This window comes from Salegentibacter maritimus (genome assembly GCF_016236915.1).
GTDB classification, from domain to species: domain Bacteria; phylum Bacteroidota; class Bacteroidia; order Flavobacteriales; family Flavobacteriaceae; genus Salegentibacter; species Salegentibacter maritimus.
The window spans coordinates 135,087-161,413 of record NZ_JAEHOK010000009.1 but is presented as its reverse complement, the minus strand read 5'-3'; the positions used below and the strand labels follow the sequence as shown (position 1 = coordinate 161,413).

Sequence of the window (26,327 nt, the reverse complement as noted above, 5' to 3'; positions counted from 1 at the left end):
TCTTTTTAAAGGGTTAAATTAAGTCCTAAAGTAAATGTTCTCGGTAGAGGGAATTCTCCCGCCTGATATCCACCTAATTCGGGGGTGTCTCCACTGTAACTTTTAAAATAATGAAGGTTGGTACCGGTTAGATATAAACTCAACTTTGTTATTTTATCGGTAAACTTCTCTGTAGGAAGATCGTAGCTAAGGGTTAACTCCCTTATTGCCAAATAATCTCCTTTTTCCCAAAACCGGCTATTTACCGTACCTTCATTTCCTCTAAAAATGTTATCCTGGGCATCAACAAAAACAAATCTTGGTACATCGGTATCGGTATTTTCAGGAGTCCAGGAATCAAGTACTAAAGCATCCTGATTTAAGTTACCCTGGGTTTGCGCCAAACCTTTTCCGCGAATATGATTATAAATTACATGGCCCGCAGCAAAATCTGTTTTCAGATACAAGCTAAAGTTCTTATAACTCATATTTGTTGAAAGTCCGCCGTAAAAATCAGGAGTAGTTCGTCCAATCACCTTTCTATCGTAACTGTTAATTACATCGTCACCGTTAACATCTACCCAAGCCACATCCCCGGGATACCGCTTAAAAGGATCTGGTAGAAAATCATCCTGAACATTGGCATCGGCATCTACTTCTGCCTGGTTGGCATAAATATAATCCTGTACGTAAGTTACCACCAAATCGTTACCAACACGTTGGCCTTCCTGTAAACCTCCAACCCATTCTAATTCTCCGGTATTAGGGTTGTAAATTTGAGTTCCGCCCTGGCGATTTAATTCGTTATCATTTTCAGGTAATTCTACTACAAAGTTTTTGATTTTAGATAAGGTACCATTTAAAGACCATTGGAAATCTTCTCCACGAACTAAATCTGCTCCTAATTGCAATTCAAAACCTTTATTTCTTAAGATACCATTATTGGTAGTTATTCCACTGAATCCTGTCCAATAAGGAAGTGTTAAGTTAGAAAGCTTATCCTCTACATCACGAATAAAATAATCGGCAATTAAGTTTATTCTATTATCAAATAACGAAACATCCAGACCAAAGTTTGTGGTAGTAGACCTCTCCCATCTCAAATCTAATGTTGGCAAAGAAGTATTGGCATAACCGGTTTGCCCATCGTAAACTCCCTGCGATCCATAAGAACCAAAAGAACTAAAATTACCTAAAACCTCAAGATTACCATTTACCCCATAACTAAGTCTGGGTTTAATTTTAGTGAAGACGTTTTTAATATCAGAATCTTTAAAGAATTCCTCATTATGTGCGTTCCAACCTAAAGATACACCCGGGAAAAAACCATATTTATTATTTCCTAACCTGGAAGAACCATCATATCTAAAAGTTAGTCCCACTAAATATCTATCGTCGTAATCATAATTAAAACGCCCAAAACCTGACGCAATTACCTGAAGGGTTCTAAAGCTTGAAGGAACTCCATTGGATTCAGCACCGGCATTAAGCGTAGGAATTAAATCTGTTGGGGAGTTTTTAGTACCTGCGCTAAATGTAAAATATTCATCGCGGTAATATTCAGCTCCCAAAAGCAAGTCGAAATAATGCTTATCAACAGATTTCGTATAATTTAAAGTACCGGTAAGTTGATTTCTAAGTGTTTTCTGCGCTCTGGCTGAAGCATTTCTTGTTTCAATCAAAGAACTTCCACTTAAATAAGCTTTATTAAATGATTCATCCAAATTATTTACTGTAAAATGGCTTCCTGTAAGAGAAAATGTAAGATTAGACATTAAATCCCAGTCTATCCCAACCGATGCCGTTAGTCTTTGTTCCACATTATCTCTGATAAATTTATCCTGATAATACAACGGGTTACCAAAGCCTGGATTCGTTCCTGGGTTTAAATCGTCAGAAAGACTTCCATCAGGATTATTATTATAAGTTCTGGATGTTGGTGCCTGGCCCGCAAATCTTCTAAAAACCGTGTTATTGCTTCCCAGCGGACTTAAATTCAGATTAGAGTGTGCATATAGAATATTTGAGTTCACTCTAAAACTATCTGAAATATTATACGAACCGGTAAATTTCCCGGAATATCTTTTAAACCCTGAACCTAATATTAACCCATCGTTATCTAAATACCCTAAACTGGCAAAATAAGATCCTTTTTCATTTCCGCCCTGAAAACCAATATAATGGTCGGTAGAGGTGCTGGGCTGATAAATTAAATCCCCCACATCATTTTGGCGAAACAAAATTTCTTTACTTGGATCTACTGGGTCTGTAACTGTACCCCAACCTGGATAATCCAATAAATACCTATTTTCGTTGGTTAAATATTGGGTGGTAAATGGCGAGTTGGTTGTATTACCGCCTGTTCCAAAAGCTAAAGCTCCATTTAAGAATCCGGCGTCAAAATTATTTCTTCCGGTAGCTTCATTATAATATAAAATAGCCTGTCGGTTATATTTTATAAAGTTGGCAGCATCTAGGTAATCTGGTGTTTCCCTTTTATAGTTAATACTATACTTTTGTTTATAAGTTATGGTAGACTTACCACCTTCACCAGTTTTGGTAGTCACCAATACCACTCCATTTGCCGCTCTCGCCCCATAAATAGCGGTTGCAGCGGCATCCTTTAACACCTCTATAGATTCGATATCATCGGAGTTTAAAGCATAAAAACTACCGGGAACACCATCAATTAATATCAAAGGAGAACCCGAACCGTCAAAGCTTGTCCCTCCTCTTAATACAATATTTGGAGTAGCACCGGGCTGTCCGGTATTATTGGTAACTCGTAGGCCGGGAATCGTACCTTGCAAAGCAGTTGCCGCATTAGAGCGAGTGGAAGTTTCAAGAATACGGGTATCCATTTTGGCGATAGAAGTGGTTAACTTCGCCCTGGATTGTTTCCCGTACCCTGTAACCACTACCTCATCTAAACCAGACAAATCTTCCTGCAAGACTACATTTAGATTTGAAGTATTTGCCGCTACATCGATTTCGGAAGTTTTAAAGCCAAGGTAGCTAAAAACCAAAATTTCCCCGGCGCTGGCAGAAATGGTATACTTCCCGTCAAAATCTGTTTGTACTCCCCTGCTGGTATTCTTTACAATTACGTTAACACCAGGCAAGGGCATACCGGTTTCATCAGAAACAACCCCTGAAATTTCAATATCCTGGGCATTTAAGGCAAACCCAAAACAAACTAGCATAAGTGCAGCAAGAAGCCCCCTATTCGGAGCCTTTCCATGTTTCACTAAGAATATGCTTTGGAGCGCATATTCAAGAAAGTTTAATCTTTTTCTCATAAAATTAAGATTTAATTTGTTGTTTTTTAACATTGCTAATGTAAACAAATGCATTATGTTATACATAATAATTTTATAAAAAAATTTTGCTTATGACGAAAAATAAGCGGATACCCCTATGGTATCGAAGGTTTTAGAGACATTTTCCAATTCTTCTGTCGATAAAGTTGGGTGAGGGAAACGGGATGGTCCACAATTTACCCCTAACGCCGACATAAAACTTTTTCCACTTCCATTAAAACTACCATAGCTACTAAGGGTTTCTACAAACGTAACTACCAAATTTTGTAATTTTAATACCTTTTGGAAGTTCCCTTTGTCAGATTCAGCTTTAATTTCATGAAAAAGCGGGCTTAAATGGTTGTAAGTACTTCCAACCCAACCCTTTGACAATGAACTCAAGGAAGAGCAAAAAGCCTCATCCACACCAAAGAATATATCCAGGTCGGGATGATTTAGATTTGTTTTTTGGAATTCTACCAGATTATTTTCTGTGAATTTTATCCCGGCAAAGTTTGGGATTTGCTTTTTAGCCATTTCTGCGAAAGCAGTCATAGAAAAGTTCACACCGGTTAAAACTGGTAAATGATAATAGTAAAAAGGTAGGTCGTTAGCTTTAACAGCAATTGCCTTACAATAATCCAGTAATTGCTGTAAACTGGCAGGCTTAAAATAAAAAGGAGCTATAGCTGCAATCGCATCAGCTTTACCTACTGAAGCTTTCGCCAAATCTTCTGCCTCTTTTAAACTATTGCTACCTACGTGATTAATTAAGTAAAGTCCGTTGTCTCGTTGCTCAGACCAGGCTTCAAGAAGTTCAATACGCTCATTTCCGGTAAGTGAAACAAAATCTCCAGTAGAACCATTTATAAAAACCCCAAATACTTTATTTCGTAACAAAAATTTGGAATAGTTGGCAACTACTTCCGGATTAAGGCTAAAATCTTCTTTCATTGGCGCATAAGTCGCCGCAAACATGTTCTTCATTTGATATGTATTATGTATTACATATCAAATATATAAATTTTTAGTTTCTATTCACTCGTTCTGGCAATTAAAACTTCCACGTTATTCTTTTTAAGCATTAAAAGATCTGCTTCATCAATACCATCGTCTGTAATAAGCTTATCTACCTTTTCAAAATTCTGAATAAAAGCAAGTCCGGTTTTTTTAAATTTAGTAGAATCTGCCACCACAATCACTTCTTCGGCAATATCTATCATAATCTGGTTTAGGTAGGCCTCCTCCATATGGTGTGTAAAGAAACCAACATTACTTCTAATGCTATCAACTCCAAGAAATAATTTATTGCAAAAGAGTTGTTTTAAATTGCGTTCGGCCATAGGACCTACCAGCGACATAGAAAATTCTTTTAAATAGCCTCCGGGCATATAAACTTTAAGATTATCAAACTGTGCAAGGTTATTTACAATATCCAGCGCATTGGAAATGACAGTTATTTCATTGAATTTACCCAAATTACTTGCAATCTCAAAAGTAGTAGTACCCGAGTCCAGGATAATGGAGTCGTTCTCCTGTATAAGATCTACCGCCATTTTCCCAATTAAACGTTTTAGATCACGGTTAATGCTTTTTTTCTCCGATACAGCCAGTGCTAGATTATTGGTCTTAAAAGCACCACCGTGAGCCCTCACCAACAGTTTATTTTTTTCGAGTTTATCTAAGTCATTTCGAATTGTAACCTCACTAACCTGAAACTTTTCACTTAAATCAGTAACGTTAACTTTATTAAATTCATCGAGGATTTCCAATATTTTTGATCGGCGGGCTGCGGCTTTTCTCATAAATTATTTTTAATATATTATTACTTTTAGCAAAAGAGTATAAACATTCAAAACTACTATTAGAAATAAAAAACAAGATAATTTCCCAATACAACTATTTTTAACTGAGAATGAAAATGCTCTATTGCCATAACATTTTTTAAGCTTCCAAAAAAGGTCATTTACTTTTTTACAAGTCTAATTATGAATTTTAATAAATTTACTTCAAAATTAGATAAAAAATAAAAAATTCCTGTTAATGATTACAACAAAAACAGGAATTTATTAAAAAAAACATTTCGTTTGAAAATTTACTACAAAAAATTATAAAATTATTTTTTGTAGTAAAGGATTTCTAACTTCTTAAAATAACATTAGTGGTTCCTCCACCGTCTAATGTAATATCTACCGGAGCGTTATTCTTCCAGGCTCCTCTTGTAAAGTCAGGTATATCCATAGATTGCGCTCTATTATTCACAGAGTCTACCGAGAGTGGCGTAATTGCACTCCATAAAGCTGCATCATATACATCCTGATCTAGTGGTAAACCGTTTCTAAGGCTATCTATCAACCTCCAATCCATAATAAAATCCATACCTCCATGGCCACCTACTTTTTTAGCCATATCTCCAACTTTCTTAACAATTTCGGGAGTATATTTCTTTTCCAACTCTGTCATTTCATTTTCATTCAACCAGGAATGTCCTTTAGCTACTCTCCCCGGGGTAGGCCATTTTCTTGCAAAGGCTTCGGTACCACTCACCAGGTGAATACGTGAATATGGACGTGGTGAAGTAACATCGTGCTGAACCATGATACTTTTACCGTTTTTGGTTTTAATCATGGTAGTATTCATATTACCCGCGTATTGTTTACCAACAAACTGGTTATAGAAAGGATCATCCTGAGCCAATTCTTTGGCTTTTGCCGCCATATGATAATCGTTGCTTGAAAGTGAAGTCAAATAATCCATTTGATCTCCTCTATTCACATTCATTATTTGGCAAATAGGCCCAAGCCCGTGTGTTGGGTACAAGTTTCCATCTCTTTCGTAGTTTTCTCTTAAACGCCACATATCTTCATAAGCATCCTTACGGAAATTAAGGTCTAACAAATCGTGAATATACGCTCCTTCTCCATGAATAATTTCACCGAAATATCCCTGACGTGCCATATTTAAAGTAAGTAACTCGAAGAAATCGTAGCAGCAATTTTCCAGCATCATACAATGCTTTTTTGTTCGCTCTGAAGTTTCTACAAGCTCCCAACATTCATCAATGGTTTTTGCAGCAGGTACTTCAACTGCAGCGTGCTTACCGGCTTCCATAGCATAAACAGCCATAGGTGTATGCCAATCCCAGGGAGTAGCGATATAGATTAAATCTAAATCGTCCCGGTCTACCATTTCCTTCCACGCGTTATCACTACCCGAATACAAATCTGGATCGTGTGCAGTATCTGCCAATTCAGCCTTTACTTTTTCAGTCTGTTCCGGGCGCAAATCACATAAAGCTTTAATCTCAACCCCTTCAATCTGACTCATTCTATACACTGCACCGGGTCCTCTCATCCCCAACCCAATAAAACCTATTCGTACAGTTTCTAATTTTGGAGCAGCATAACCACTCATATTAAACTGTTGCGGCCCCGTAGGCGTATTTGCCAATAAAGTTTCTGGCCCTTTACAACTTAGCGCACTTCCGGTAACTAAACCAAGTCCACCAAGACCGGTAATTCTTAAAAAATCTCTTCGGTTATTTTTCATAATAAAAGTATTAATTCTAATGAGCAGTCATTCCTAACAACAGTTTATATCCTGTAGAAATGATTTTTTTATTCTTAATTAAAAATCTGTAAATCCGTAAATTCTTTTGGCGTTAGAATAGAATATTTTTTCTACCACATCTTCAGGTAGATTTAAACCCTTAAATTCTCCTTTAAATTCAGGCGCTTCCAACACCTTATCGGTTGCAAAGAAATCATAATGAAAATTCCATAGCCATTCAAAACGTTCAGCAATTTCGGTCGCAGGTGTATTTCCATCGTCTATAACATCGGTACCGTAAATAATCCTGTCCTGATATTTCAATATAAAGTCACGAACTCCCTGCCAGTTGTCTTTTGCCTGGAGTTGTAAATGACAAACCCTTTCGGCAACATCGGTAAAAGTTTTAGGGTATTTCTCTAGGCGTTTAGACACTTCGTCTATACTCCACTCCATACTAAAAAGGTGAAGCCCCACATAAATGATTCCCGGGAATTTTTCCAGCATATTATCTCTAGCCTGCATTTGCTCTTCGTAAGAAGGATATTCTTTTTGAAGGAACATATGATATTCGGGATGTTCTTTAAAATAATTTCTATCTGAATCTACGGTCATTTCATCCAGTGGCAACCAACAATTTCTTGGTTCTCCCTGGTGCCCTATAAGCATAATATTATTCTCCTGGATATATTCAAAAATAGGGTCGAATATTGGGTCGTCTATCATTACAAAACTACCATCTGGTTTGTGATAATCAAAGCCCAGGTCTTTCCATATCTTCACCCCTACCGCACCATTGTTTAAACCACGTTTTATTTGCGCAATAGCATCTTCAACAAAATCGGGCTGTCCCCATTTTTTAAAGTTGAAAGTCGTAAAATATTTTATTCTGCCCGGATATTTCTTTTGAAATTCTAAGATTATCTTTTCCTGCTCCTCAATTCCTTCAAAAAATGGAATATTGGTATTTATAGAGAGAAAGCCGGCATTATACTCCATCATTTTCTCCATTTTCTCTGAAGAAAGCGTGTTTAAATGAACGTGAGCGTCTATAAATTTTGATATCATAAGATTTAATTTTTCTATTTAAGCAACGCTAGATAATAAAGAATATTACCAAAACTTAACCCCTGGCATATATTTTAAAGGCTTATTATTCTTTATACCTGCTAATTCTAAACATTGTTTTTTACTATTTCCAATCTTCCCTTAACCAGTTTGGTTATTTCTGCAGTAGCTACAGGAAACACCTTTCTTAAATCTATTTCCTCATTATTTCTCAATTCGCTTTGCAGGGTTTTCATAAAAATATTCTTGATTTCTGTAGCCAGGTTTACTTTGCAAATACCACGGGTAATAGCGGCCTGCATTTGTGAACCGGGAACCCCAGAACCTCCGTGCAATACCAATCCTACCGGAGTAGCTTCAGCAATTCTCTCCAGCAAGTCTAATTGTAATTCGGGTTCTTGCTTATAGAAGCCGTGTGCAGTACCTATAGCAATGGCAAGTGCATCAATACCGGTTTCTTCTACAAATTGCTTAGCCTCTTCGGGTTGAGTAAAAACCTTATCGTCGTGAGATTGCCCTAGCTTAGCCACATAGCCTAATTCGGCTTCTACATGTGCCCCATACTTTTTAGCTCTTTCAACAACTTCTTTGGTTATTTTTATATTTTCCTCAAAAGGCAGTTCACTACCATCTATCATTACCGAATCAAAACCGGCGTCTAAACAACGCTGCGCCAATTCTACCGAACCACCATGATCTAAATGTATCCAACCTTCTACACCAAATTGTTTCAACCCGGTACGGCCTAAATTTACCGCAGTTTCCAGCCCCATATAGTCTATAGAGCTCTGTGTAAGTTGCAGGATTAATGGTTCGTTCATTTCTGCCGCAGCAGCTAAGACTCCGTGCAGGGTTTCTACGTTATAAAAATTAGTGGCTAAAATTCCACGGCCTTCACTTCGTAATTGCTGTAATTTATCTTTTAATTTCATTATAATTCCTTATTCCTAATTTGTTCAATTTTTATATCAATTTCATCTTTTTGGCCGAATGCACCGGTTCCTCCCGCAGCAGTAGTACTCAAAGAACCCGTAAGATTTGCATATTCTAAACAGTCTTTTAAGCTAGCACCTTCCAGGTACTTTTTAAGGAAACCTGCATTAAAAGAATCGCCTGCGCCAATAGCATCTTTATAGGCATTATTCAGGTAAGGTGCTATACTGATATCTTCTGCTTCCGTAAGCACACGCCCGCCTTTATCCCCTAGTTTAAGAGCAAGAATATTACTATACTTTCTTATTTCTTCAACCGCATCTTCAAGTGTATCCTTTCCGCTTAGCTTTATAATTTCATTTTCATTGGGAAGAAAAACATCTACATAAGGCAAACAATCTTTATAGTTAAAGTCCCATGCATCGTTAGGGTCTACCTGTAAGTCTAAAGAAGTGCTAAGACCGGCTTCTTTGGCCTTTTTAAACAATTCAACAATAGATGGCCGCATAGCAGCTTGTAGAAAATAATTTGAAAAATGAAGATGGTCAAATTCCTGAATATGATCCCATGGCAACTGGTCGATATTAAAAACATCCATAGCCCCACAGTAGGTAACATTTGCACGGTCCTGATCATAATTCATCACTACGGTAATCCCGGTTTTATACTGATCACTAAATTGAACAAAACGGGTATCTACATTTTTAGACTGTAGTTGGTTAAGAATAAATTCCCCAAAATTATCTTTACCCAACAATCCGCTAAAGGAAGTTGAAATACCAAGAGAGGCAATATTAGAAGCCAAAATAGCCGAAGAACTACCCAGGGTAAAATCCATATTTTCAGCAACCTTTTCTGCACCTACTTCGGGAAAACCCTGAATATTATTTAAAATGAGATCTATATTAAGTTCTCCAACTACCAATATTTTTTTGCTACTCATACGTTTTAATTTGCACCTTTTTCAACATTCTTTCTACATCCTCTTTTTTCAACATTCCCAAGTCTTCATTAAGGCAGTTTGCAGTACCACAGGCGGCACCCCAGGCAGCTATTTCTGAATGCTTTAGTTGTTTATGCAAGGCAAAAGCAATTCCTGCGGTTAAACAGTCACCACTCCCTACCGTACTTATTATCTCTTCCCGCGGAAGTTTAATTTGGGATTTTATAATTTTATTTTCGTAGGCTAATTCCAGACCTTCACTTCCACGGGTTAGAGCTATTAATTGAACTTTATCACCAAAGAATTCCTGTAAGTCTTCAATTTTGGAACTACCACAAAGGGATTTTGCTTCAATATGGTTTAGATGAATTCCAAAAAAACCTTCTTCAAGCGCCTTTTCCAGCTGAATACCTGTACAATCCAGAATAACTTTTTTTTGCTGTTGTTTGGCTATTCTAATAAGTTGCGCATAAGCATCTTCCGGGGCGTTTTTAGGGCAGGATCCCGAGATACAGACAAAATCACTCTTAGCCGATTCATTCTGAAAAACTTCTAAAAAATTTTCAAAATCATTAACACTAAGTGTCGGCCCGGGCTCTAACAATTCTGTATGATGTAGAGCTGAATTTTCTGAAATAAAAGTATAACATTTGCGGTTATTCCCGGAAACAGAAACTCCGTTTGAAGCTACTTTAAGTGCTTCACATTGATTTTTTATCCATTCACCGGCTGCGCCACTCCAAAAACCTAAAAGCCGGGAATTGGCTCCCAGCTCGGCCAGCGCCATAGCCACATGAACCCCCTTTCCACCGGGGTATTCTTTAAGGCTCTCTATGCGGTTTACCGAACCCGGTTCAAAACCCTTGATATGCGCATAAGAATCGATGGATGGGTTTAAGCACAGACTAAGAATCATATATTTACATTTTCGGGGTAATCATAAATTGTAACACCCTGCACTACTCTACTTATCGTGCCGGAAACCGAAGGATTATCCGGATCAAGGCCTAGCTGCAAAGATTTATAATATCCCAGCACCTGCCCTATTATAGTAGCAGGAACAATATTAAATTGCTGATCTTGTTCAAACTGCAAATCAAGGTTAAGGTTTGCATTGATTTCCTGATCTTCTTTCCTTCCTACACTTAAAGACCAGATACCCCTTGGATCTGCACCAATAGAAACGGCAAGATCACGTTCATATCGATAAACGTGTTCCGATCCTGAAAAAAGATATACTACCAGAGTCTTTTCGTTGGTAACTGCCCTGGGCCCATGCCTAAAACCTAAAAAGGAATCGTGTTTACAAACCACCTTACCATCGGTTAACTCCTGTAATTTCAAATGACATTCACGAGCAATACCTAGCATAGGACCTGAACCAAGGAACACCACTCTATCAAAATCTAAGTGTGTAAGCTCCTTAAGTGGCTCATAACTATTTAGAATTAGATCTCCCTGCTCAATTATTTTACCTACTTCATGCTCAAAGTTTACTACACTACCCCTACTACACACTAATAAAACACTTAGCAACATTGAAGTAAAACTTCCTGTCATCGCCAAACTCTTATCGTTGGCCTCTTCAGGAAGCAAAACAGCTAAAGCATTTTTAGTATTGGCCTCACTATACTTATAAAGTTCACCTTCTTTATTACAGGTAATTACCAAATGATGGATATTAGAACAGAACTTATTGGCAAGGTTTACAGCTTCTACACTTTCAGGACTGTTCCCTGAACGGGCAAAAGAAACCAAAAGAACAGGTTTATTATTATTCGGAAAAAAGCTCTCGGGATGCGTCACCAAATCGGTTGTTGCTATCGCCCTGGTTAGGCAGCCCGTATTTTTTTGCACCAAACCTTGCGCTGCTTCCCCAACAAACGCCGATGAACCGGCTCCTGTTAGTATAATTTCCAAATCTTTTTGTTCAAACAGAGGCACCAGAAAATCTTTAATCCCTTGTTCCTCTGCCAAAATTAAATTATAAACCAACTGCCACAATTTAGGCTGGCCTTCGATTTCTTTTTTTGTATATGCTGATTTTTTTGTTTTCAAAATACTCTTCTTATAATATTACAACAATCCATTATGTTTCGTTCTTCAAATAAAAATAATTTTTTTATCAAATAAAAATTTTTAATACTCTATTTATATAAAAAACAAATATTTTCTATCTAAACGAAAATTTATTTCTTCACCTCTGTTTATAAAAGGAACTTTAAAGCTTATTGTAATAGTTTACTTACTTTCCTTAAAATTAAAATTAGCATTTGGAGTTCTCACTGAATCCATTAGCATTTGCAACTCTTTTGCCTTTTCCGGATTAGTTTCTGCAAGGTTTTTGTTTTCGCCGGGGTCACTAGAAATATTGTATAGCTCTACCGGAGCATCGGGGTTTTTATTCACACCAAGGCGTACAACCTTCCAATCACCTTTTAACAAAGCCTGTTTTCCTCCAAATTCATGAAACTCCCAATAGAGGTAATCGTGTTGTTTTTGGTCTCCTTCATTTCTCAAAGTAGGAAGAAATGATATTCCATCTACTGCCTCGTTTTCTATAGGCAAACCTACAATCTCAGAAAAAGTAGGATAAACATCCCAAAAAGCTCCTTTAAAATCGCTAGTAGTTCCCGCCTCAACAACGGCCGGCCACCTTACTATAAAAGGTTCCTTTATTCCACCTTCATAAAGATCACGTTTTACCCCTCTATGCACGCCACTACTTTTAAAGTAATCTACATCCGCCTGGGTTCTTCCTCCTTCCAGGTGCGTACCATTATCACTTGTAAACACTATTAAGGTATTCTCATCATACCCCTTTTGTTTAAGCGCATCCATTACCCGACCAACATAAGCATCTATACTCTCAACCAATGCTGCATAGGCCGCTTTTGGATATTTTTGCCCTCCATAATGACGTCCTTCCGGCCAGGCTTTTTCGGGTTTATATTTACTTTCACCATCTTCGGTAAGGTGGTTTTCCATAAATTCATTAGGAACAAGGAGTTCTGCGTGCGGAATTGTAAAAGACAGGTAAAGAAAAAAGGGATTGCCGGCTTCCTGGTTTTCAATAAAATTAACTGCAGCATCTGTAAACAATTCGTTTGCGTAGCTGTTTTCAGGCGTTTTTTCCTTTTCCAACTTACCCTGCTTAATCACATCAAGAGAATCAGGCCTTTGAAAATGAGCATCTACATGATGCAAATGACCTTTTAATTCGTCCCAACCTCTCTTTTCAGGCGAACCTGAAGAACCTTTTAAACCCAAGCCCCACTTACCATACATTCCGGTAGTATAACCTTGTTCTTTTAAGATCTCGGGAATAATCTTTTTATCTGGATCAAGAGGAAATTCCCCATTCCCCCTAACATGAGTACTCCCGGTATGCTGCCCGGTCAACAAAGCCGCACGTGAAGGAGCACAAACAGTACTACCGGCATAAAAATTTTCAAACTTCATGCCTTCAGCAGCCAGCTTATCGATATTAGGAGTCTCAAAAACATCCTGACCGTACACCCCCAAATCACCAATCCCCAAATCATCAGCCATAATAAAAACAATATTTGGCTTCTTCTCTTCTTTTGAAGCATTACTGCCACAAGCACTTAAAATAAGGCTCATGACAGCTATGCTAATATATTTTTTCATCTATTTTTTACTTTTAAATACTTACTCTATAGGAGAAATAATATACGAATACTCATAATCCTGAAAAGGAACACGGTATTGTTCCAAGGCTAAACTTCCCCAGCTATTAATTCCTGCTACCCCCATTTGCATAAGATCTATATCCAGGTGTACCACATCATCTTTTTCTAACAAAGCAGAGTGTTCCTGATCTTTTTCAGAAGAAGGGTAAAGTTGCTCCAAAGAATATGGAAGTGCAGAAACGTTTAAAAGTTTATCTACAAAATCTATTCTAACGCCGGTGCTTCTTCCATTTGAAACTTTAGCCCACCTAACATCTGTTTTATTTCCCGACTCCTGAGGTCTTACATATGGGTGATATTGATCTTCTACCAAACCTTCATAAACTCCAACCATAGCACTATACTTTCTATCTGCATAACTTTCCCATGGCCCTCTACCATACCAACTAAAGTTCTCCAGGTTTTTAGGCAATTCTAAAGAGTTTCCAACTTTCATTAAAAGTTTATGATCTCCTTTTAAAGCTTTAAAATTATTGGAAACCTTAATTTTTGCATCATCATATATTTCATAGGTTTGAGTAAACCCGGCATCGCCATCCAGCAAGTTAAAATGTACCTCTACCTCATAACCTCCTTCAGAATTTGCTTTATGGGTTATTTTTTCAACTTCTACCCCCGGTTCTTTTAGATAATCTAAATTTTGGTTTAACCTACCACCAAAATCATTATCAACTAAAGGACGAAAAAGAGAAAGCTCAGGTCCTTTTTCGATCAAAATATTTCTTTTGAACTTATAATCAAAGAACCTACCTGTATTTTTATTGAATTTAATAGAAAAACCACGTTTAGAAAGTCTCAATTCATCATCAGTTTCTTCTACCTTAAATTCAGTTGCACTTAAAGCAGGAGCCATAGAAACCGGATTAGTAACCTGGAATTCATCCTCGGCCAAAAGCGTACCCGCGCTCATTAGATTTTCTTCTGATGCAAGCCTGGCCTGCACGTGCAGCCTGTATTCAGCAGTAGTATCAGTAGGCACATTAAACCCAAGTACCACCTGGGTTTTATTACGTGGTGCCAGACTTATAGGATCAACTTTAGTAGTCTCTACAATCTCCCCATTTTTAAGTAAGTTAATTTCGTATTTAAAATTAGCTAAATCACGAAAGAAATACTTATTAAAAATCTCTATAACATTTTCTTCTTTTTTAAATTGAAAACCTATCTCCTGGTGTACTTTTCTAACTTCGTAGGCATGTGGATTCCAGGTACGATCGGGCATAATAACCCCGTTAATTAAAAAGTTATTATCACTCGGCACATCCTCTGGCCCCCAATCGCCACCGTAGCTAAAAATTTTCTTGCCGTCTACTTCCTTATAAATCCCCTGGTCTACCCAGTCCCAAATATAACCGCCCTGCAAGCCGTCATATTCTTCAATCACTTCCCAATATTCCTTAAAATTCCCCATACTATTACCCATAGCATGTGCATATTCACTCATAATATAAGGGCGATCCAATCCATTTTCAGCATAACGTTTCATGCTCATTGGGTGTGGGTATTGCGGAACAATAATATCGGTATTCCACTCGGTCGTAGAACGCTCGTATTGTACCGGCCTGGTAGGATCAAAAGCTTTTAGCCAATTATAGGCTTTATAAAAATTATAACCATTTCCTGCTTCGTTCCCCATACTCCATGCCACAACAGAAGGAAAGTTCTTATCCCGTTCTACCATTCGTTTAATCCTTAGCATATGGGCATGCTCCCATTCAGGATCATTTCCAAGTGTACGCTCAGGGTTGTAGTACATCCCGTGAGATTCAATATTTGCTTCGTCAATAACATAAAAACCGTACTCATCGCACAACTCATACCATCTGGGATCGTTTGGATAGTGAGATAACCTTACCGCATTCATGTTAAGCTCCTTCATTATTTTAATGTCGATTAACATTTGCTCTTCAGTAACCACGTGATGTGTTTCGGGATGCGACTCATGGCGATTCACTCCTTTAAAAAAAACCGGCTTACCGTTTACCAAAAATTCATTTCCTACAACCTCATAAGTCTTAAAACCAACTTTTTGATTAATACTTTCAATAACATCTCCATTAGGAGCTTTTAGGCTTATAATTAAATCGTATAAATAAGGGATTTCCGCAGACCAGGAATTAACATTTTTAAATTCTTGTTCAAAGCGTAAAATTGTTTTCCCAAGTTTTCTTTTTAAGCCAATAGCTTGTTGTGTCTCTTTATAAAGGCTTAAACCATTTGCATCATTTAACTCAACCTCAACCTTATGTTCACCTTGCTCCAGGTCTGTTCTATTCCAGAGTTCAATATCAAAGCTTAAATTTCCATCTCTATAATTGTTAACCAATCCACTTTTCACAAACAGATCATAAAAATGTACATTAGGTCGTGAATACAAGTAAACATTTCGCTGTATTCCGCTAATACGCCAAAAATCCTGCGCCTCCAGGTAACTCCCATCATGCCATCTTCTCACCTCAACCGTAATAAGGTTATCCCCGGGCTTTAGGTATTGGGTAAGTTCGAATTCTGATTCTAGCTTACTATCCTCTCCCATCCCTACATAATCACCATTCACATAAAGTTTAAATGCAGATTTCACCGCACCTAAATGAAGAAAAACCTGCTGGTCTTCCCATTCTTCCGGCAATGAAAAGTTACGACGGTAAACTCCGGCCGGTTGTTTTTCATTTTCTATAAATGGAGGGTTTGGATCGTCTACCGCAAATTCAAAAGGATGGTTTACATAAATAGGGGTTCCATATCCGTTGAATTCCCAATTGGCCGGCACCTGAAAATCGTCCCAACCGGAATCATCAAAATCTTCGTTTTGAAAATTTTCCGGAATATTATCATAATGCGCTGTCCAAAAAAACTTCCAGGTCCCATTAAGATCTAAGAAGCGATTGGAAGCCGACTTACTTCCAGATTGTGCCAGTTCCTTATTTTCAAATGGGAAATAAGAAGATCGCATAGGAAGTCTATTCTCTTCCTGATAATTTGGATTTTGAAACACATCTATCCCTTCCTTTTGTGCGGAAGCATTAGCCCCACAAAACACAGCAAGGACAATTGCAAAAAACTTTCTTTTTAACATACTTTTTAAATTTAAAAAGCAATGTTACGAAAATATTTTTATGTTTTAAGAAGGTTATATTCCTAAAAAACCTTCCTAGTCTTATAAAACCGAAGATACATTTCATTAAACGACAATACATCACCCCAACTACTACCTAAAACTAAATTTTTTTAATAATTTTTTGTTTATTAATTAACTTAAATATATTAGCACAACATTAACGAAACATTTTATTTTCGTTATAAAAATTTATTAAACCAATAACCAACAAAATCCAAAGTAATTATGAAGAACAGCTACGTATTTGTACTTTTCTTTTGCTTAATGTTTTCAGGGGTCTATGCCCAGGAGAACATTATTGTAACAGGAACGGTACTAGATACAAAAACGGGTATCCCCGTACCTAGTGCCAATATTATTGAGAAAGGTACTTCTAACGGAACGATGACCGATTTTGATGGAGAATCTAGAGCCTCACCATTTCCGGACTTATAATATCACTAATAAGTGTAGCCTTATTGATTTTCCTTTTTGCAGGATTGGCAATATTTGGAAGTCTTTTTGCTTTTAAGTGAGTAAATTAACTCACGTAAGCCCACGAGTCATTAAATAAAAGAATTTCTGGAGTTGGACGTAATTATCGAAACATTTAAATCTAGACTAGCGAGTAAAAGCTAGTTTTATCTTTATAACAAAAGACCACTTTAAAAGCATAGTATCAAAGAAACCGCTATTTGCAATTAAGGCAGATATAAAATCACCTCCAAGAGGAGTACTATGGTGAAAAAAAAAGAGCACAATCTAACACCACTGTAATAAAAAACCGATACGGTATTTTCTATAAACCAAAACTTAGTGAACTAGCCTACTAAGGTTATTTCAAAAAACTCAAATAACGAAAAAGCGTGAAAATAAGTGTAATTAAAAGATAATTAATAGATAAGATATTTAATTAGTGCATTTGACCTAAAATATATTATATTTGATTTTGAAGTTATTTAACATAAAATATTAGACTCTTTATTGTATGGGTTCAATCGCTACTATAGATGTAAGCATAATTATAATTTACCTGTTAGCAATTATTTTTGTTGGGCTTTGGTATTCCCGAAAACGCAAAAGCACCACTAAAGATTACTTTCTGGCTGGTAAATCACTAACCTGGGGCGTAATTGGAGCATCCTTATTTGCCTCTAATATTTCTACGATACATTTAGTGGGCCTTGCAGAATCTGGCTACAAAGATGGTATTGTTTGGGGTAATTTTGAATGGTTTTCAGCATTTGAACTACTTATCCTGGCCTTTATATTTATTCCTTTCTATTTACGAACAAAAGTTACTACCCTTCCGGAATTTTTAGAAAAAAGATATGATAACCGATCCAGGGTTGTTTTAGCGATATTTAGCATTATGGCCGCGTTGTTTATGCATATTGGGGTAAGCTTTTATGCCGGAGCCGTGGTTTTTGAAAAAATCTTTGGAATTAATATTGTGCTTTCTATTATAATAATTGCACTGGCTACAGGTATTTATACCATTATTGGCGGGCTAACATCTGTAGTGATAACAGAAAGCGTACAAACTATCGTACTTATTTTTGGATCTCTTACCATTACTATTTTGGCTATTTTAGAATTACCAGATATCGGTATTCATTCGTATCATGAATTCAAGGAAGCAGTAGATCCAGATCGCTTAATGGCGGTAGATTTTGATTCGGCTAAAAAAGGCTTCACTTTTATGGATATTCTCCTGGGCCATTTAATATTGGGAATATGGTATTGGTGTACCGATCAAACTATAGTACAACGTACTTTGGGTGCTAAAAATGAAAAACAGGCTAAATTAGGAGCTATTTTCGCAGGTTTTCTCAAGATTTTGCCGGTCTTTATAATGGTAGTACCAGGTATTTTGGCTTTTGCACTATTCCATGATCAAATAGGAAGCGACACCAAAAATGTATTACCCATTTTAATTATGAATTTAATGCCCATTGGGTTAAAGGGCTTGATGATTGCCGCATTATTGGCCGCCGTAATGAGCAGTGTTGCTGCCGCATTAAACAGCTGTTCCACTCTAATTGTGTTTGATGTGTTTGACAAGTTAAAAACCAATCTTGCCGATAAAACAAAAATCAGGATTGGAAGGATAACTGCTGTGCTAGTATTGTTATTGGCCGTAATCTGGTCGCCATTTTTAGGAAATCTGGGGGCTATATTTGAATTAATAAACCAAATGTTCGGTATTTTTGCACCTTCTATTGTAGCAGTTTTTCTATGGGGTGTTATTTCACATAAAGGAACTGCAAATGCTTCCTTTTGGACCCTAATTGGTGGTAGTCTATTCGCTGCCAGTGTGTTCTATATTGAAAAGTATATGACCATTTATGGTTTAGAAAACTATATCTCAAATCCAGCCGGTTTAGATATCAATTGGTTAAGACAAACCTATATTTATTTTATTATTTCTTCCGTGATCTATTTTTCGACTTCAATTTTGGATAAAACCAAACAAACCATCCCGGAAGGCTTTTACTTAACAATGAAAACGCCTTCCAAAACCGTAAACTTACTTAGTGCTACATTGGTTATTGTAATGCTAATTATTTACATCATATTTTATTGATTATAGACCAAGAAAAGGCTGCCAAAAAAAGGGAGCTGTATTATAAACAAGCTAATAGTATCATTTAAACTTAAAATGTCATGCAATTTCAACAACAAACCAGAGTACCAGAAAAAACCTTACCGGTTGCCATAATTGGTGCGGGAGGAATTGTGGATCAAGCCCACCTACCTGCATACCAACTGGCTGGTTTTCCTGTTTTGGGAATTTATGATGTTAATCTGGAAAAAGCACAAATCCTTCAGGAAAAATTCAAATCGGTACAACAAGTATTTAATAATTTGGAAGAACTTATTGAAAAAAGTATGGAAGAAAATGCAGTTTTTGATATAGCCGTTCCCGCCAATTTCATTGCTGAAATTCTAGAACAACTTCCAGACGGAACACCAGTCCTTATCCAAAAGCCCATGGGCGAGAATTTAGAAAAAGCAGAGAAAATTCTGGAAATATGCAAGCGAAAGAAACTTATTTCTGGCATTAACTTTCAACTTCGGTACGCACCCTATATGATAGCCGCCCGGGACATTATTAAAAAGGGGTTGATTGGTGAGGTTTACGACTTGGAATTAATGGTATGCGTTTTTACTCCATGGAAATTGTGGAATTTCCTTTTTGAACTTCCTAGAACAGAAATTTTATACCATAGCATACACTATTTAGATTTAGTACGCAGCTTTATAGGTAATCCCAGTAAGATTTATGCTAGTACCATTGGTCATCCCAAAATGAAAGAACTAGCCTCCACCCGAAGCACAATTATTTTAAATTATGACGAATATACCCAAGCCCGCATTATTACCAATCATGGGCACGAATTTGGGCTTAAAAATCAGCAATCTTACTTTAAAATTGAAGGAACTAAAGGAGCTATAAGAATCCAAATTGGCCTTTCATTGGATTATCCAAAAGGAATGCCCCCAACAATGGAATATATTCTTTTGGATGATAAAAAACCCGAGTGGACGGAAATACCCCTCATTGGCGGCTGGTTTCCACACGCTTTTATAGGAACCATGGCCGATTTACAAAATCATTATTTAGACCCTTCAAAACCGTTCCCACATTGTACCGAAGATGCCTATGAAACCATGAAATTAGTAGAATTAGCATATAAATCGAGTGATGAAGGTGGAACATTATTTAAATAAAAACAAAAACAGGAAATAATATATTCTAGGCTAATTGTTAAAAATAGTTGGAATAGATAATTAAAGAATTATACACGATCTAATTTAGAAGAAATGACTAAAGAATATGTTATGAAAAAAGTATTCGCTTTAGACAAGCGTTACCAATTAAACGATGGGGCCGGTTCTGATGCAGTGCACTCTACCCCTAATTATGCCTACGCAGTTTGTATTATAAAAACCAATAGCAATATAGAAGGTATTGGGCTGGCCTTTACACTGGGAAAAGGAAACGATTTGGTATGCAAGGCAATAGAACATCTTAGTTCTCACATTGAAGGAAAAGAAATCAATGAGATGATGAGAAGTTTTGGCAGTACTTATAAAAAAATGGCCGATGACCCGAGTTACCGTTGGTTAGGCCCCCATAAAGGAATAATACATCTCGCACTTGCTGCCATAGTAAATGCCTGTTACGATTTGTGGGCCAAATCAAAAGGACAACCCTTATGGAAATTACTGATAGATTTGCCTTCTGAAGAATTAATAAATACCTTAGATTTCTCTTATATAGAAGATGTATTGACCAGGCCAGAAGCTTTACAAATATTGAATAACGCAAATAAAGAAAAAGCTGCTCGTAAAAAAATACTTGAAACTGGATATCCCGGTTATGATACTTCTGTAGGTTGGTTTAATTATGAAGATGAAAAAATTGCCAGTAATATAAAAGATACAATGGATAGTGGCTTTACAGCGATGAAACTTAAAGTAGGCGGATTAGATTACAAGAGGGATATTAGGCGGGCAGAAATGATTCGAAAAATTGCTGGAGATAACGCGACAATTATGTTCGATGCCAATCAACAATGGAATTTGCCCCAGGCAATTTCTATGTGTGAAAGTTTAAAAATGCTCAATCCATATTGGATTGAAGAACCCCTGCATCCAGATGATGTTTATGGACATGTAGAACTGGCAAAAGAGGTAGATATAAAACTGGCCTTAGGAGAACATGTACCTAACAAGGTTTTATTTAAAAATTTCCTGCAATCGGGTAGTATAACTTTTAATCAGGTAGACGTAGTTCGAGTTGGAGGAATTTCAGAATTTATTTTAATAAGTTTGATGTCTAAAAAATTTAATATTCCTGTGGTTCCGCACGTGGGTGATATGGGGCAAATTCATCAACACTTAGTATTATTTAACCACATTGCTTTAGATCATCCAGCCTTATTTTTGGAGTACATCCCTCATTTGAGTTCTTATTTTAAGAATCCTGCTTGTATTGAAAATGGACATTATAGAACTCCGGAATTTCCAGGAATAGGAAGTGATCTATTGACTTATTAAACAAACTAAATTAAAAACAGTTGAAATTATTATGGCCAAAACAAAGGGAACAAAGACCAAAGAAAAGATATTAAAAGAAGCCATTAAAATGTATAATGAGCATGGTTCTCAAAACACTACAGGCAGGCATATAGCAGCCCAGTTAGGTATTAGTCATGGGAACTTAGATTACTACTTTAAAAATAAAGAGGCTATTTTACTAGCTATATATAAAAAGATGAGAAAAGAAATGTCTACATCTTATCTTTTGAAGGATGAATATGGTAATTCTTTTGAACATTTTCATAGACTATTGCTGCATTTGGAGCAATTTCAATACACATTCCGCTTTTTTAATTTAGACGTTCTAGAAATAAACCGCTCTAACCCAGAGGTTAGTAAGATGTTACATGAAACCTTAGAGATGCGAAAATTACAGGTTGAAAATTTTTTTAAAGAATTTATAGATGAAGGTTTTATAGAAAAAAGTGAGTCATTTTCCTTTGAACGATTACAACATACTATTAGGATTATCATCACCTTCTGGCTCTCCCAAAAAGAAGTACTTGCAGGATATAAATATAGCGAGGTGGGAGAAATGACCCATCATATTTGGGAGTTATTGATTCCCTACATGACTAAAACAGGAAGTAAGGAATATAAGCGTTTAATAGATCAATTTGGTTTTACCGGCGCAAACGAACCGAAATCATCAGAATATTGAGAATATTAATTCGGCAATACTCTAAAGCTTTCCAATAGCGGATTTTTCTTAAAAAATTTACCGCCTCATTTTTATAATGTTAAGTAATATAAATGCATCTTAAAAATCATCAAATTCTATTGATTATTATGCTAGCTGAAGGGAGATTAAGAATACTAATAGCAATTAGTCCAAAAATTTTTGTTCCATTAATACAAAATGCCTCAATGGAAACCAAACAATCTCTATCGTGAAGAAAGCTTAATAGTTTTTTACCACGCAAATATGATAATACTGCTCTCCTATATTAATAATAAAAAAATGATCTTTCCCGGAAATATTTAAATAATCAATATATCATTTTCCAGAAAGATCGCAACTGTCAAGCTAAAACTTATAGCTTGTTAATATGCCTCTGAAAGAAATATATAGATATGTATTTTCATTTGCTTTAAATCTTTGATACACTACAAGTAAGAACACAGATAGAGAACAATACACTTCTTTTATTTTTTTATTCCTAACTCTACATGCAAATAAGTAGTATCGAGAGCCTACCTTGAAAGTAGCGTCTTATTTTCCATTCTCTCATTTTTTTAGAGCATCATCAAAAAACATCAGAACACCCAGGTTTCTCGAAGTTTTCGAAAAAATAAATTTCACGAAACTACAAGTGGAATTCGAATAATTTAAAAGGTATCGTAATATAAAAGCAATATATTTTAGATATTTTTTTAAATTAAAATAACAAATTAACTTCGTTTTAATATAATTTTATATATTTGGGCAAATGCCCTATTTTAGTAAATAAGGTATTTTTTAACCAGTATTAATTAATCATAATAAAACAATGGGAAAAAAAACATTTTATTTATTCGTGTCCCTCCTATTAATTTCGATGCAACCAGCAGTTGCCCAGGAAAAAGAAATAGTAGGACAGGTAACTGACACTAAAGGGATTCCCCTACCCGGTGTAAATATTATTGAAAAAGGCACAAATAACGGAACCGCAACAGACTTTAATGGCATTTTCGAACTAACAGTTAGCAATTCAGATGCGATTTTGGAGATTTCTTATGTAAGTTTTACTACACAAGAAATACCTGTAGGCTCTAAGAGCAAATTTAATATTATGATGGAAGGGAGTGCAGATGCTTTAGATGAGGTTGTTGTGGTAGGGTATGGAACCCAGAAAAAAAGTGATCTCACAGGTGCTGTTAGTCAAATTAAAATGGATGACGTACTTAAAAGCAGGCCCGTTACCAGCTTAGGATCAGCACTGCAAGGCACAATGTCTGGTTTTACGTCATCAACCTCAAATGTACCCGGGGGAGATAATAGTTTTAACATTAGAGGAATGACCTCTATAAACGGTGGAACTCCATTAGTACTTGTAGATAATACAGTAATGGAAAATCTCAAATTATTAAACCTCAATGATATTGAAAGCATAACTGTACTTAAAGACGCCTCTGCTGCCGCAATTTATGGGGCACGTGCATCTGCTGGAGTGGTATTAATTACTACTAAAAAAGGCTCTTCTAATCAAAAGCCATCTATAAGTTACACCAGCAATTTTTCAGTTTCCAACCCTATAAACATCTTAGAAGCAGCTTCACCTATAGAAACTGTTACAGCTTTAAAAGATATGGGATATGATGCATATTGGTCGGGTCAAAATATAGATTTATGGTTAAATCTTTTGAATGAATATAATACAGATCCTTCCACATATCCACTTGGATGGACAGAAGAAGATGGCACTAAATATTTCTTAAAAGAGACAAATGTGGTAGAAGACATGTTTGAAACTTCTGGAGGATTCAAAAGCATACACAACCTTTCAATTGTGGGTGGTTCAGAAAAAAGCAACTATAGAATATCATTTGGACAATTAAACGAAGATGGAGTTCTAATCACAGATAAAGATTCATACAAACGAACTAATGTATCGTCATATGTAAGCTCTGATATCACCCCCTGGCTAACCACTTCATTAGATGCCAAGTACGCATCTGATAACCGTGGATATCCAAATACTGGTACTTTTGGACTTTTCTTAACTAATTATCCTTCATATCATCCAGAAGGTACAATTCCCTATCAAGGGGAAGATTACCCGGTCCAAACTCCTGAAAATGCTATAAAATACGGTAACAAGCAAACCTGGAAAAACAGTAATATTCGTTTGTTTTCACATACAGAGATAAAACCGATAAAAGATTTAAAAATAACATTCGATTATTCCTATCAGCAAAACAATCAAAAAAATAGAAAGTATAATAACTACTTTTTGCTACAACAAGGCTTGCAAGATGCATTAAACCCTTCAGATCAGAATACCACGTTTTATTTGGCAAATGAATTGAGAACCTATAAAACGATAAACTTATTTGCAAACTATAACAAATCTTTTAATGACGTTCACAACTTTGAATCTGTTATTGGATTCAACCAGGAAGAACGAAATTTTGAATCACACTGGTCACGCTCATTTCTCCAAATTAGTAATGAGCAACCTTCTTTGGGAGGAACCACCGGAGCAACGCCTCCTGAGACAGATGACGCTTATGACACATACACACTTAGAGGTGCTTTTGGAAGGTTAAGCTATAACTATAAGGAAAAATATTTAGCGAGTCTTAATGGCCGTTACGATTTGAGTTCTAAATTCCCTGAGGGCTACCGGGGCGGATTTTTCCCATCATTTTCTGCTGGTTGGGTTATTTCCAAAGAATCATTTTTTAAGCCTTTAAAAAATGTAATGTCATTTTTTAAAGTAAGGGGCTCTTTTGGTTCCCTAGGAAATCAAAACATAGGTAATTATGGCTTTTTGGCAACTATGAATCCATTTAACGCAAACTGGATAAATAATAGTCAGCAGCCCACAAGCCTTTCAACTCCAGGCTTGGTAAGATCTAATTATACCTGGGAAAAAGTAGAAAGCTTAAATGGTGGAGTTGACTTTGGAGTCTTTAATAACCAATTAACAGGTGCATTTGAAGTTTTTAAACGTGAGACTAAGGGTATGCTGGCTCCAGGACTTGATCTTCCTGCCGTAGCTGGTGCTCCTGCTCCTTTACAAAATGCCGCAGACCTAAAATCTACAGGCTGGGAACTTACCCTGAATTGGAAGGATAGAGTCTCTGAGACCTTATCCTATGGACTCGGGATGGTAATAAGCGATTCCAAGGCGGTTATTACTAAATACAGAAACGAAAATAATGCGCTCCTTATTGGTGGAAGTGGCGGTTTAAATAACTATTATGTAGGCATGGGCATTGGAGAAATTTGGGGTTACGAAACAGATGGTTTCTATACTGCTGAAGATTTTAATTCAGATGGTACCCTAAAAGATGATGTGGTTAGCATAAATGGAGTTATATCGCACGAAGGTGACATTAAATACAAGAATTTAAGCGATTCTGAAAGCTCTATAAACACTATTGATGCCGGCGAAAACACCTTGGAAAATTCCGGAGACAGAAGGATTATAGGAAATACCACCCCACGATATAATTTTGGGTTTAATGGCTTTCTAGATTATAAAAATTTTAACTTATCATTTATGTTGCAGGGTGTAGCTAAAAGAGACCTTTGGGTTGGCGGAGATGTAATGTTTCCTCATTCTGGATACTTTTCAACACTCCAAAGCCACCAATTAGATTATTGGACTCCTGAAAATACTGATGCTTACTATGGTCGTATTTATGCAAATGCCCAGGAAGCACACGGAGTTAACCAAAGAGTACAAACTAAATTTTTACAGGATGCATCATACTTACGTGTAAAAAACATAACCCTTAGCTACAACCTTCCTAAAAATATTATCGAAAAATTAGGACTAGGTCAAGTAAGCATATTCTATAGTGGTGAAAATTTATTCACTTTCACAAACTTAGTTCCAGGTGTAGATCCTGAATCGACTTCCTGGTCCTATCCAAACTACACGACTTCAGCAGTTGGAGTAAATGTTAATTTTTAAACTAACTATATG

General features: G+C 36.4%; 17 protein-coding genes. 6 read left to right on the top strand and 11 right to left on the bottom strand.

Annotated elements, in window-relative coordinates; genetic code table 11:
- Nucleotides 1–5: 5 nt before the first annotated feature.
- The 11 genes from I6U49_RS08720 to I6U49_RS08670 form a co-directional block, all read right to left on the bottom strand.
- The gene (locus tag I6U49_RS08720) at nucleotides 6–3,278 is read right to left on the bottom strand and encodes a SusC/RagA family TonB-linked outer membrane protein (protein WP_232804678.1); all 3,273 of its coding nucleotides are present in this window, start codon (nucleotides 3,276–3,278) and stop codon (nucleotides 6–8) included.
- Nucleotides 3,279–3,368: 90 nt separating this feature from the next.
- Nucleotides 3,369–4,265, bottom strand: coding sequence for a dihydrodipicolinate synthase family protein (locus I6U49_RS08715; RefSeq protein WP_198628380.1), 897 nt, complete (start codon nucleotides 4,263–4,265; stop codon nucleotides 3,369–3,371).
- Nucleotides 4,266–4,312: 47 nt separating this feature from the next.
- Nucleotides 4,313–5,083: a transcriptional repressor AgaR gene (gene agaR / locus I6U49_RS08710; RefSeq protein ID WP_193710681.1), complete on the bottom strand. Its 771-nt coding sequence runs from the start codon at nucleotides 5,081–5,083 to the stop codon at nucleotides 4,313–4,315.
- Between the two features lie 334 nt (nucleotides 5,084–5,417).
- Nucleotides 5,418–6,827, bottom strand: a complete 1,410-nt coding sequence (locus I6U49_RS08705) for a Gfo/Idh/MocA family protein (protein WP_198628379.1) — start codon at nucleotides 6,825–6,827, stop codon at nucleotides 5,418–5,420.
- Nucleotides 6,828–6,905: 78 nt separating this feature from the next.
- Nucleotides 6,906–7,895 carry an amidohydrolase family protein gene (locus tag I6U49_RS08700; protein ID WP_198628378.1) on the bottom strand — a complete coding sequence of 330 codons (990 nt, stop codon included), beginning with the start codon at nucleotides 7,893–7,895 and terminating at the stop codon, nucleotides 6,906–6,908.
- 107 nt (nucleotides 7,896–8,002) lie between these two features.
- A complete protein-coding gene (locus tag I6U49_RS08695) occupies nucleotides 8,003–8,827 on the bottom strand; it encodes a class II fructose-bisphosphate aldolase (RefSeq protein ID WP_193710678.1) in 825 nt (274 codons plus the stop codon).
- Complete coding sequence (locus tag I6U49_RS08690) at nucleotides 8,827–9,771, bottom strand: carbohydrate kinase family protein (RefSeq protein ID WP_198628377.1); 945 nt, start codon at nucleotides 9,769–9,771, stop codon at nucleotides 8,827–8,829. Before I6U49_RS08690 ends, I6U49_RS08695 begins: the two co-directional genes overlap by 1 nt.
- Nucleotides 9,764–10,687, bottom strand: a complete 924-nt coding sequence (locus I6U49_RS08685; RefSeq protein WP_198628376.1) for a 1-phosphofructokinase family hexose kinase — start codon at nucleotides 10,685–10,687, stop codon at nucleotides 9,764–9,766. The genes I6U49_RS08690 and I6U49_RS08685 overlap by 8 nt, the downstream gene beginning before the upstream one ends.
- A complete protein-coding gene (locus I6U49_RS08680; protein WP_198628375.1) occupies nucleotides 10,684–11,829 on the bottom strand; it encodes an SIS domain-containing protein in 1,146 nt (381 codons plus the stop codon). The genes I6U49_RS08685 and I6U49_RS08680 overlap by 4 nt, the downstream gene beginning before the upstream one ends.
- Before the next feature lie 183 nt (nucleotides 11,830–12,012).
- The gene (locus I6U49_RS08675) at nucleotides 12,013–13,422 is read right to left on the bottom strand and encodes an arylsulfatase (RefSeq protein WP_232804677.1); all 1,410 of its coding nucleotides are present in this window, start codon (nucleotides 13,420–13,422) and stop codon (nucleotides 12,013–12,015) included.
- A gap of 21 nt (nucleotides 13,423–13,443) precedes the next feature.
- Nucleotides 13,444–16,560: a glycoside hydrolase family 2 TIM barrel-domain containing protein gene (locus I6U49_RS08670; protein WP_198628374.1), complete on the bottom strand. Its 3,117-nt coding sequence runs from the start codon at nucleotides 16,558–16,560 to the stop codon at nucleotides 13,444–13,446.
- Nucleotides 16,561–16,827: 267 nt separating this feature from the next.
- On the opposite strand from I6U49_RS08670, the gene I6U49_RS08665 reads away from it, so the two are divergent.
- The 6 genes from I6U49_RS08665 to I6U49_RS08640 all read left to right on the top strand — a co-directional run bounded on the left by I6U49_RS08665 (nucleotide 16,828) and on the right by I6U49_RS08640 (nucleotide 26,315).
- Nucleotides 16,828–17,037 (top strand): carboxypeptidase-like regulatory domain-containing protein, encoded by a 210-nt coding sequence (locus I6U49_RS08665; RefSeq protein WP_198628373.1) that lies wholly within the window; start codon nucleotides 16,828–16,830, stop codon nucleotides 17,035–17,037.
- A 532-nt stretch (nucleotides 17,038–17,569) separates the two neighbouring features.
- Entirely contained in the window at nucleotides 17,570–19,168 is a 1,599-nt protein-coding gene (locus I6U49_RS08660) for a sodium:solute symporter family transporter (RefSeq protein WP_198628372.1), read from the top strand.
- An 80-nt stretch (nucleotides 19,169–19,248) separates the two neighbouring features.
- Entirely contained in the window at nucleotides 19,249–20,316 is a 1,068-nt protein-coding gene (locus I6U49_RS08655; protein WP_198628371.1) for a Gfo/Idh/MocA family protein, read from the top strand.
- A gap of 111 nt (nucleotides 20,317–20,427) precedes the next feature.
- Nucleotides 20,428–21,648, top strand: a complete 1,221-nt coding sequence (locus I6U49_RS08650) for an enolase C-terminal domain-like protein (RefSeq protein WP_198628370.1) — start codon at nucleotides 20,428–20,430, stop codon at nucleotides 21,646–21,648.
- Nucleotides 21,649–21,679: 31 nt separating this feature from the next.
- Nucleotides 21,680–22,351: a TetR/AcrR family transcriptional regulator gene (locus I6U49_RS08645; protein ID WP_198628369.1), complete on the top strand. Its 672-nt coding sequence runs from the start codon at nucleotides 21,680–21,682 to the stop codon at nucleotides 22,349–22,351.
- Between the two features lie 877 nt (nucleotides 22,352–23,228).
- Nucleotides 23,229–26,315 carry a SusC/RagA family TonB-linked outer membrane protein gene (locus I6U49_RS08640; protein ID WP_198628368.1) on the top strand — a complete coding sequence of 1,029 codons (3,087 nt, stop codon included), beginning with the start codon at nucleotides 23,229–23,231 and terminating at the stop codon, nucleotides 26,313–26,315.
- Nucleotides 26,316–26,327: the final 12 nt, after the last annotated feature.